This is a genomic window from Candidatus Zixiibacteriota bacterium (assembly GCA_021159005.1).
In the GTDB taxonomy this organism is placed as follows: domain Bacteria; phylum Zixibacteria; class MSB-5A5; order UBA10806; family 4484-95; genus JAGGSN01.
This window is the reverse complement of the sequence record JAGGSN010000178.1, coordinates 1-1,335: the sequence shown is the minus strand read 5'-3', so window position 1 is coordinate 1,335 and position 1,335 is coordinate 1. Positions and strand designations below refer to the sequence as shown.

The window sequence follows — 1,335 nt, the reverse complement described above, 5'->3', positions numbered from 1 at the left end:
CCCTGTGTTTGCGCAAGCCATACAGCAATTTCGTTTTCAAGCTGGTTAATACTGTCTTGCAGGCACCTTAAATGCTTGACATGCTGAACTAATGAAAGCTGGAGGGTGGTGATGTATTCATCTGGCGTATTGAGCACGCGTACAGCATATTCCTGAAGCTTGGCAGCAGTATTTTCAGGCTTTGCTGTGCCATATCGATGCAAGACTTCAATGAGCGTATGTCGTTTCCTACGACGTATCTGGAGCGGACTGAATCGGTTTTCCATGAGGTACAACGAGCTTTTTGAGAATGGCAGGATTCCGCTTTTTTTCTCATCCAGAAAGCCAGGAAAGAGACGATCAACAACTGTATGAATCCGATTTTTCTCTTCCGTTGACATGGAAACAAGATTTCTTCTGTGGCGAACCAATGTACGAAGGTTACGATAGATACCGGACTGGGCAGGAGAACAGTTGGCCCTCCGGTTAAGCAGCATTGAAGCAATACCCATTAAGTCTAAGCGATCTGTACTGGCTTGTATGTTTGCTCGTTGTTTTTTGGCATCATGGGCGTTGACACCAGCGACTATCCATCCTCCGGATCGTAAAGTGTTTGCAAAGTTCTCCGCGTAGGACCCGACATCTTCACCACCAAAGAAGACATGCTTAGGGTCAATGCGACGATGTCCACAAGATCGGGTTACCTGTTCGGTAAGATACTCGATGCCTTCCGGGGAGTTTTTAACGGAAAACGGTTTCCTTAGAATATGGCCATAGCCATTACAGAACATCACGACATGATCCTTTTTGGCGTAATCGATTGGCACGCACATAATTTTTTCATTGTTTCCGGCTTCTTCAAACAGATTAAGCAGCTCTTGACTTTGGTTTACATAAATGTTTTTCTTTTTCATGGTGAAGCTCCTTTTTTGTTTTTGCAGCTGCTTCATTGCAGACTGCTTTTAAATTGCGCCACCGGTTTACCCGGATGGCTAACTAAACAATGGAGCTTCACCTACATTTTTTCAACAAAAGGTTAACCAGGGATCCTGGTAACCACCAAAATATGTAATGGCGGCCCAAGTTATAGAGTTGGGGAGGCTTCACGAGCTCACCCTAAAGGGCTCGCTCGCCTCCCCAACATCTATAACTTGGAACTGTACCAGATACGTGGCAGAGCCCACCGGAATGTTACCGCGAGCAGGTAAAGCATTTGATTTGGGAAGGACGTTTGCACGCAATTGTTTGATAGCAAACTATTATGACGGAGTCAACCCCTCTGTCCCACTTTTCAGCCTGAAGCCTGCCTGCCGCAGTCAGGGAAGCCCTGCTCAGGGGGATAAACCCTAATGACAT

1 protein-coding gene is annotated in these 1,335 nt (G+C 46.1%); it reads right to left on the bottom strand.

All coding sequences use genetic code 11. The annotated features are described in order from the left end of the window. The coding region (locus J7K40_11255) for a transposase (GenBank protein MCD6162973.1) at positions 1-893 on the bottom strand (893 nt) is incomplete at its 3' end. Positions 894-1,335 lie beyond the last annotated feature (442 nt).